We start from the raw sequence: 8,810 nt of genomic DNA on the forward strand, positions 1-8,810 counted from the left end.
CAATATCGTTGAACCTGAATGACCTGATAATGACTCACAGATTAAGCTTTAGACAGAAATAGGTTGAAACGGCTCTGTTCCAGCAGTATTAGTCTAAGCAGACGGCAAAAAAACAATCACCAACCTCAAGCATTTGTTTTCCTGCCCTAGTAACAGATTCGTCTATACTAAAGACGTATTCATATACTCATGCTGCATGGGTATGAGCTTCGGAGGTCGTTATGGACGCAAACTTGCGCTTAGTTATTGGGAACAAAAATTACTCTTCATGGTCACTTAGACCATGGTTATTGCTCAAGCACTTCGCTATAGAGTTTGTTGAACAGTCAGTTAATTTGGCCTCGGCTGATGCCCAACTGCAAATGCAGACGCTATCCCCCAGCGGACAAGTTCCGGTATTGTGGGTGGATGATATGCCAGTGTGGGACTCCCTCGCTATCTGCGAGTGGCTCAATGAATGTTGCCTTGATGGCAAAGCTTGGCCTGAACGGGCCCGCCTCAAAGCACTAGGCCGTTCGATGAGTGCAGAAATTCATGCTGGTTTTCAACTCACCCGACGATTACTGCCAATGAACTGCCGCGCTCGCATTACGTTACCCGATATGCCGACAGCTTTAGCCAATGAGATTATTCGTATCGAACAACTCTGGCAGGAAGCACTCGATATCAGTGGCGGACCATGGCTACTGGGATCCTTTTCAATTGCCGACTGTATGTATGCCCCCATTGTGCTGCGTTTACAAACCTACGAGCTAGAAGTGGATGAACATCTAGTGCCTTATTGCCAACAACTACGCCAGCATGATGCCATTAGAAGCTGGCTAGCGGATGCGTATCAAGAAGTCGATGTCATCGAATCAGTTGAACAACTCTACAGTGAACGCTGATTAATATCATTTTGCCCGTCTATTTTTAGCATCCACTCCTGCCAGGCTCATATGCGCAGGCTTTGGTGTATTATTTCTGTACGACACAAATAAAAATGATAACAATTATCATTTACAAATAACTATGACCTCGATATACTCATTTACAAGCTTAAAGTCGTGCAACGAAATTGATTTAGGCGGCACACCTAAATCTGTTGTTAAGCGCTGGTTTTACCAGATTCACGGCACTCCCTTACCACTTGACAATTCACGATGTGTCAGTGGGAAGCACTTGCTCCATGATTGTCTGTTATTTAAGACAGCCGCTCTCAATTGAGACGCGGCTTTTCTTTTTGGGCTGGAAAATTTAGTGAGAACGGCTCATCACAATATCATGCAACCTGCCACGCGAACGCTCAGCAGTCAAATTCAGCGTAATCAGCAAACAAATACTAATGGCAATAAACAAAGCTAATACCACGCCCGGCCATCCAAACCAATCATAAAAAGGCTGTAAATAGAACGCCCCGATACTGGCACCAAAATAGTAGAACAACGTATATAAGGCCTGTGCACTCGCTTTGGCTTGGGTCACCTGATGCCCCACTAAACTACTAGCTTGAGAATGGCAGAAGAAAAACCCAGCAGCCAGCAAACACAATCCAACCAACACCAAAACTAATGAATGAGCTAACAGAATGAACGCCCCCAGTAGCATCAGTGCTAATCCCGTTTGCATCCCACGCACTAAACCGAACTTCTGACTAAACTTGCCCGAGCGAGTCGCCGAATAGGTTCCAGCCAGATAACATAAAAAAATCAGTCCACTCATCGCCGTTGGCAGTGAATAAGGGGGTTTATCCAATACGAATAACAATAAACTGAACTGATTCACAAAAATACCGAAGGTGATCCCAGCAATAATATAGATCGCGAGTAAATGTCGGTTGAGTAGGTGGCCCATAAAATCCCGCTTCATCTGTTTCAGGGAAAACCGCTTAGCACTAAACCTTTGTGCCTGAGGCATCGTGACCATCGCAATCACCATAATAATGATACCGATAGAACCTAAAACCCAGCATGCCACCTGCCAATATCCACTTAATTGGGTTAAAAAAGCGGATGAAATTCTGCCACTTAAGCCACCCAATGAATTAGCCGCAACAAACATCCCAACCGCGACAGGAATTCGTTTGGTCGGCAATTCGTCACTCATAAAGGCAATGGCAACAGCCGGACACCCAGACAATAAAAATCCCTGAACAAAACGCGCCGTAATAATCAGACTGAATTGCCCCATAAGCGGGATCAATAAAGTGACGATAGAACCACTGAAAATAGACCATAAGAATATTTTCCGTCGGCCAATGGCATCCGCCAGACCAGCAAAGACGACCAACCCAACGCCCATACCAGCCATCGCAATCGCCATCACCATGTTGGCAGCCAGTTCAGTTTCATGGTAATGCCTGGCCATTACCGGCAATAACGGTTGGAAAAGATACAAATTGGCAAAAGCAACGATAGAAGCCGCACAAACTAAATAAACCAATCGATGCTGTACACGTGCCGTCATGAGAATCAACCTCAACAACAATAAGAGTTAACAACAGCTAAAGAATAAAACGCTTTAAGGGTATAAATAAAAGATCTTATTTTTATTCCCCTCATTCCTTTATTTTATTGCTATGCTCTGTTTATGAACGGCTCTCATTAAAAATCAGTTAAAATACGATGGAATTACGACAACTGCGTTATTTTCTTAAAATTGCTCACTCCGGCACGATTACTCAAGCGGCCCACCAGCTCAATCTGGCTCAACCCGCCTTAAGCCGCAGCATTCAAAAACTTGAAGATGAACTCAATACCAAGCTTTTTATCCGCACAGAAAAAGGTATCAAACTCACTCAGAGTGGCCAAAAACTGCAGAGTTATGCTCAGCAAATATTGGCACAGGTAAAAGACGCCCAAGATGCCGTCTCGTCCGTGGAAAAACTGCAAACAGGCTCGGTGCGAATCGGTCTGCCCGCCATGCTGGGTTCCTATTTTTTCCCACCGTTTTTGATGGCATTTCGAGAACGCTATCCAGGTCTAGATATTGAAATTGTTGATGCTGGCTCAGTGTCAATCCGGGAGATGCTAGAAGAGGGCAAGCTTGATCTGGGCATCATTGTCGGTGAAGATGCTCCCAGCCAACTCGCATCAGAACTACTCATAAAAGAAGAGATGGTCTGCTGCATGGCCAACGATCACCCTTTAACCACACAAGCAACGATCAGCTCAGAACAGTTTTTACAGTATGAACAAATCGGCTTTCATGCTGGATACTTTCAGCAACGCTTTATTGATGAAATGAGTCACCATACACTCATGGCCCCGAATCGGATTATCACAACCAATCTGATCCCATTGATTAAAAGCGTCGTTTCGCACGGCTTTGCTATTTCAATGTTACTGTCCTTAGTGATTCAGCCTGAAGATGCCATCACCACTCGCTCGTTTAACCCACGTGAATTTCTTCACCTGCGATTGGCTTGGCATCCACAGCGATATCTATCACAAGCCAATCAGGCCTTTAGACAGTTTTTACTCGAACAGCTTCGGGGCACTTCTGCCACACTTTAATCCAGCAATTGAGCGGCAGCTGCAAGCACTGTATTCACCGCTTTTTGCTCAGTTGCAGCCATTAATTCAGCCGATGGGGTTTCCTGTTCGGTACGATTGACAATGACGCCGGCGACCATCCCCGCTTTCAGGCCACTCGCTGCACACTGGGTAAATAATGTGGCCGATTCCATCTCATAATTGAGTACACCCAATGCCTGCCACTGTTTCAACGACCCAGCGAAGGCATCAATCACCCTGCCCGTGTATGTATCGTAACGCTCTTGGCCCGGATAAAATGTATCAGAAGAAGCACTGATGCCCACATGTGTGGTATACCCTTTGGCCGATGCACTTGAAAGCAAGGCCTGCGTTGCAAAAAAATCCGCAGCGGCCGGATAAGCTAATGGTGCAAAATGGCTGCTGGCACCATCTAAACGAACAGATGCAGTGGTCACAATCAGATCACCAACGGCAATATCAGGTTGAATGGCCCCAGTTGTACCTACCCGCAAAAACTGTCGAACGCCAAGCTGAGCGAGCTCTTCAACAGCGATTGAAGTCGAAGGGCCGCCAATACCAGTCGAACATACCACGACTGGTTTGCCATCAATAAACCCCAACATCGAGTGAAACTCGCGAGTGCTCGCCAACTCTTCAGGGTTATCCAGCAATTGCGCAATCCGTGACACTCGCGCCGGATCACCAGGAATGATCGCCAATGTTGCACCGCTGATATCAGCTTCAGATAAACCTAAATGAAATACCTGTTGGTCTTGCATAATGAAACCTCTCTCATCTTAAACGATGTAACATAACAAAATAACTAATGAAAAATTCCAGCATAGACAACAAAAATGAGCCAAGACACTCCAAGTAAAATCCAAGGCAATTTCGGTGAAGTTTGTTGATGGTCGTCCACCTCCGTGACCGAGTCATCCTCAACTTGCTGCTGATTTTGTTTGTCTCGCATTTTACGAGCTTTATCTAACTCACGAGCCTTCGCCTTTTGTTGCTTTTTATATTGCTCGATTCCCTTACGAATCCCCTCTTCGACTAACTTCGTCTGAGCCTTGCTCTGTCCCGGGCGCTGATTAGCTTTTGCCAGAGCTTGCGCTTGTTGATTCAGCTGAGGACTTGACGTGTTTTTGGCCATAACAACTCCTTAATGAATCGCCCATTTTACAAAAATTAACCTCCGAGGTGTGGCTAATTTCATAAGGGTTATTGATCTTTGCTATATATTTCACTGGCGTTGACACCTAAATCTAATTGAACTAATTATGCCAGTGCGGATTTGATCAGTATTGGCAACTCATAGATAAGACTATATGAGCAAGGCAAAATGACTCATACGACAATACGCTTAAACAATAGGTTCATTGATCTTCTGGATAGGCGATGAGTCGCTTAGAAGCAGACGATCCCGAACATTTCCTTTCGGAAGAACGCAGGCATCCTAGGGACTGTTGACCTTTGGTGGTTGAATTTTGTTCAAATTAAACGCATTTTGAACGCGGCGCAGCTATAATGCATGTCATGACCGAAGTCTGTGCGTTAAACAAAATGAGCAGGATAGATATATCTGTTGATCAAGCAACTGAATAATATCAATACTGACTCAGTAAAACTGAGTTTGCCACTGACAACCGACTGATAGAATCCCCCCAATAATGCCCCCAATCGATACTTCAAAATTGCTCCTGTCATTAAATGATTTGCCCAGTAAACACTGGGCGTTTATCCTTAACGAGAAATCACTACTCGGCCATTGATGATTGAAAAATAAGGTTTGTATGTTGTTTCTATCCCATCTGCCACCACTCTTAATGGACTAGAACCATGTTTATCTTTTAATCGAACTAACTTCCCGTCGGCGTAGCTCTCCAATGTATAGTCCTGCCAATTTTCAGGCGATTTAACAACAGCTCCAGATTGCGTTAAATCATCCTTAAAACCAATCGCATCAAAAAACTCATCCGGGCTTGATTGCCCTGCTTCCGCCAATGATTTTTCCCGGCTCGACAGGGAATATACATCTTTTAAGCCCTGATAATCTTTACGCTTCATCATCTCAATCAGCGCCTGATAGGCCCGATGCAGTTTTTTCATATTCTCGCGCGTCGGTTTAAATGGCTCTGCTTGGGTCCAGGCCCATTGCGGAATGGTTTTGATATAGAAGGGGCGGTGAAAAATAGTTGTCCAACCTTTTTGCTGCTGCGATAAATTAGCCAAATCCGTTTGATGTTTAGCTGGATAACTTTTAGACGTTTTGGCGGTTGCTTTACCATCATCAACCGTAACATGCAGGCTGGAAAGCTCTACTTTATCCCCCTTTTCTGTATTAGCCGTTAAAGTTAACTGACATTCCCCATCAGGGCGCTGCACTGCACCGTCCCCTTCATTTTGAGTCCACATATTGATAGATACAACCTGTGCACCTAATGTATTCATCCCCGGTTGTAAAAAAGCAGTCACATTAAATCCGGTCATAATATCACCACTTACTGACGAGCTATTATCTAGCTGCGGCATCTGATTAATCATATTGCCACATACCATATGATGGGAATTCATATTAATAAGATAAATAAAGGTGGGTTTTTCCGTTGGAATGGCGATATCCGAGGTTGATACATCCACCGCGGACGACTGACAACCCGCCAACAGAATAACGCCCAATAAAGCCCCCAATCGATACTTCAAAATTGCTCCTTTCATTGAATGATTTACCCAGTATATCCTGGGTGTTTATCCTTAACGGGATATCACCACTCGGCCATTGATGATTGAAAAATAGGGTAAAAATGACATACCATCATCTCCCCATTTAATAGCTAATGGGCTATTACCATTATCATCCGTTAATTGAACGAGCCTTCCTCCCATATAACTTTTTAATTTATAATCACTCCATGGAAGATGCGCGAGAACACTCGCCCCTGGATGACTAAAAGAAGATTCAAAACCAATCGCATCAAAAAACTCTTCCGGGCTTGATTGCCCCGCTTCGGCCAGTGATTTTTCTCGGCTCGACAGGGAATACGCATCTTTTAAGCCCTGATAATCTTTGCGCTTCATCATCTCAATCAGCGCTTGATAGGCCCGATGCAGTTTCTTCATATTCTCACGCGTCGGTTTAAAGGGCTTCGCTTGGGTCCAAGCCCACTGTGGAATGGTTTTGATATAAAGAGGTCGGTGAAAATAAGTTGCCCAGCCTAGCTGATTCGATGTAACTTTTGATAAATCGGTGCGATATTTGGGAGGATATTTTTTAGAAGTCTTCACCGTTACTTTGCCATCGTCAACGGTAATATCAAGGCTGGATAATTCAATTGGCTGCCCGTGTTGCGGATTCGCCGTAAATACCATTTTGCATTCACCATCCGCGCGCTGCACCGAACCATCTCCGCCATTTTCCTTATACGCATTGATTGAGGCTACCTGAGCATCCAGAGTATTCTCACCCGGCTGTAAAAATGCCGTCACATTAAATCCAGCGATGATATCCCCTGTCACTGATGACGTATTATCAAGCTGAGGTAAATTATTGACCAGACTTTGGCAGATCATATGATGGGAGTTCATATGAACCAGATAAATAAAGGTGGGTTTTTCCGTTGGAATGGCGATATCCGTGGTTGAAACATCCACCGCAGACGTCTGACAACCAGCCAATAGAATTATGCCTAATAATACCCCCAATCGATACTTCAAAATTGCTCCTTTCATTGAATGATTTACCCAGTATATCCTGGGTGTTTATCCTTAACGGGATATCACCACCCGGCCATTGATGATTGAAAAATAAGGTAAGAGAGATAGAAACGGTAAACTACTATCATCAGTGGTCATAACTAACGGACTGTTATCGTTTTTATCAACTAACTGAACTAGGCGACCATTGGCATAGGTTTTTAACTCATAATTTCCCCAAGGCTGATGATCGACGACTTTAACGCCTTTGGCTGAAAAAGCGGCAGCAATTTCTGTCGCATCAAAAAACTCTTCCGGGCTTGATTGCCCCGCTTCGGCCAGTGATTTTTCCCGGCTCGACAGAGAATACGCCTCTTTTAAACCCTGATAATCTTTACGCTTCATCATCTCAATCAGTGCTTGATAGGCCCGATGCAGTTTTTTCATATTCTCACGCGTCGGTTTAAAGGGCTTCGCTTGGGTCCAGGCCCATTGTGGGATGGTTTTAATATAGAAAGGACGATGAAAAAATGTCACCCATCCACGTTGATGTGTCGTTATTTTGGACAAATCAGTGCGATATTTGGGAGGATATTCTTTGGATGTTTTAGCGGTTACTTTGCCATCGTCAACGGTAATATCCAGACTGGATAATTCAATTGGCTGCCCGTGTTGCGGATTTGCGGTGAGTACCAGTTTGCATTCACCATCGGCGCGCTGCACTGAACCATCTCCGCCATTCTCATTATATCCATTAATCGAAGCAACCTGAGCATCCAGAGTATTTTCGCCGGGTTGTAAAAACGCCGTGACATTAAATCCAGTGATAATATCTCCAGTGACCGAAGTTGTATTATCTAACTGCATTAGATTATTAATCATATTAGCACATACCATATGATGGGAGTTCATATGCACCAGATAAATAAAGGTGGGTTTTTCCGTTGGAATGACGATATCCGTGGTTGAAACATCCACCGCGGATGACTGACAACCCGCCAATAGAATGACGCCCAATAATGCCCCCAATCGATACTTCAAAATTGCTCCTTTCATTGAATGATTTGCCCAGTAAAGACCGGGCATTTATCCTTAACGAGATATCACCACTCGGCCATTGATGATTGAGAAGTAGGGCGTGAATGTCGTAATCGTTTCCCCAACTTGGGTTCTCAATGGACTATCACCATGCTGGTCATATAATTGAACTAATTTGCCATCCGCATAGCTCTTTAGTTTATAGCCTTTCCAATCCGTATGATTTAATACTTTGACTTGTTTATTATTTAATTCTTCTTGATAACCAATTACATCAAAAAACTCATCTGGGCTTGATTGACCCGCTTCCGCCAATGATTTTTCCCGGCTCGACAGGGAATACGCCTCTTTTAACCCCTGAATATCATGCCGTTTCATCATCTCAATCAGCGCCTGATAAGCCCGATGCAGTTTTTTCATATTCTCGCGCGTCGGTTTAAAAGGCTCCGCTTTAGTCCAGGCCCATTGCGGAATGGTTTTGATATAAATGGGGCGGCTTATATAACTGGTCCAGCCTTTTTGATGGAATGTTATTTTAGAAGCATCTGTACGATATTTGGGGGGATATTTTTTAGAGGTCTTCACTGTTGCTTTACCATCGTC

At 44.2% G+C, this 8,810-nt stretch carries 9 protein-coding genes and 1 pseudogene; 2 read left to right on the plus strand and 8 right to left on the minus strand.

Features of this window, described 5'->3' with window-relative positions; all coding sequences use genetic code 11:
* Window positions 1-221: 221 nt before the first annotated feature.
* Window positions 222-887: a glutathione S-transferase family protein gene (locus tag EV690_RS06280; protein WP_131912097.1), complete on the plus strand. Its 666-nt coding sequence runs from the start codon at window positions 222-224 to the stop codon at window positions 885-887.
* 349 nt (window positions 888-1,236) lie between these two features.
* Here EV690_RS06280 and EV690_RS06285 read toward each other — a convergent pair whose 3' ends face one another.
* Window positions 1,237-2,445, minus strand: coding sequence for an MFS transporter (locus EV690_RS06285; RefSeq protein WP_131912099.1), 1,209 nt, complete (start codon window positions 2,443-2,445; stop codon window positions 1,237-1,239).
* 158 nt (window positions 2,446-2,603) lie between these two features.
* Here EV690_RS06285 and EV690_RS06290 point away from each other — a divergent pair, with 158 nt between their 5' ends.
* Window positions 2,604-3,494 carry a LysR family transcriptional regulator gene (locus tag EV690_RS06290; RefSeq protein WP_131912101.1) on the plus strand — a complete coding sequence of 297 codons (891 nt, stop codon included), beginning with the start codon at window positions 2,604-2,606 and terminating at the stop codon, window positions 3,492-3,494.
* On the opposite strand, the gene udp is transcribed toward EV690_RS06290, so the two are convergent.
* The 7 genes and pseudogenes from udp to EV690_RS06320 form a co-directional block, all read right to left on the minus strand.
* A complete protein-coding gene (gene udp, locus EV690_RS06295) occupies window positions 3,491-4,255 on the minus strand; it encodes a uridine phosphorylase (protein ID WP_131912103.1) in 765 nt (254 codons plus the stop codon). The genes EV690_RS06290 and udp overlap by 4 nt on opposite strands.
* A gap of 44 nt (window positions 4,256-4,299) precedes the next feature.
* A complete protein-coding gene (locus EV690_RS06300; protein ID WP_131912105.1) occupies window positions 4,300-4,629 on the minus strand; it encodes a DUF2956 domain-containing protein in 330 nt (109 codons plus the stop codon).
* A 401-nt stretch (window positions 4,630-5,030) separates the two neighbouring features.
* Window positions 5,031-5,168 carry a hypothetical protein gene (locus EV690_RS18220; protein WP_165872678.1) on the minus strand — a complete coding sequence of 46 codons (138 nt, stop codon included), beginning with the start codon at window positions 5,166-5,168 and terminating at the stop codon, window positions 5,031-5,033.
* Between the two features lie 51 nt (window positions 5,169-5,219).
* Entirely contained in the window at window positions 5,220-6,179 is a 960-nt protein-coding gene (locus EV690_RS06305) for a putative periplasmic lipoprotein (RefSeq protein WP_224054914.1), read from the minus strand.
* Between the two features lie 51 nt (window positions 6,180-6,230).
* The gene (locus tag EV690_RS06310) at window positions 6,231-7,190 is read right to left on the minus strand and encodes a glycosyl hydrolase family 26 (RefSeq protein WP_224054915.1); all 960 of its coding nucleotides are present in this window, start codon (window positions 7,188-7,190) and stop codon (window positions 6,231-6,233) included.
* 51 nt (window positions 7,191-7,241) lie between these two features.
* Window positions 7,242-8,210, minus strand: a complete 969-nt coding sequence (locus tag EV690_RS06315) for a glycosyl hydrolase family 26 (RefSeq protein WP_131912107.1) — start codon at window positions 8,208-8,210, stop codon at window positions 7,242-7,244.
* Between the two features lie 51 nt (window positions 8,211-8,261).
* A pseudogene (locus EV690_RS06320) lies at window positions 8,262-8,810 on the minus strand (glycosyl hydrolase family 26); the annotation flags it as partial.

The organism is Celerinatantimonas diazotrophica, from assembly GCF_004339545.1.
GTDB lineage: Bacteria > Pseudomonadota > Gammaproteobacteria > Enterobacterales > Celerinatantimonadaceae > Celerinatantimonas > Celerinatantimonas diazotrophica.

Coding starts and splice junctions, on each gene's coding strand:
- udp (WP_131912103.1), bottom strand. CDS start 4,255: ATGCAAGACCAACAGGTATTTCATTTAGGTTTATCTGAAGCTGATATC.
- EV690_RS06290 (WP_131912101.1), top strand. CDS start 2,604: ATGGAATTACGACAACTGCGTTATTTTCTTAAAATTGCTCACTCCGGC.
- EV690_RS06280 (WP_131912097.1), top strand. CDS start 222: ATGGACGCAAACTTGCGCTTAGTTATTGGGAACAAAAATTACTCTTCA.
- EV690_RS06300 (WP_131912105.1), bottom strand. CDS start 4,629: ATGGCCAAAAACACGTCAAGTCCTCAGCTGAATCAACAAGCGCAAGCT.
- EV690_RS06285 (WP_131912099.1), bottom strand. CDS start 2,445: ATGACGGCACGTGTACAGCATCGATTGGTTTATTTAGTTTGTGCGGCT.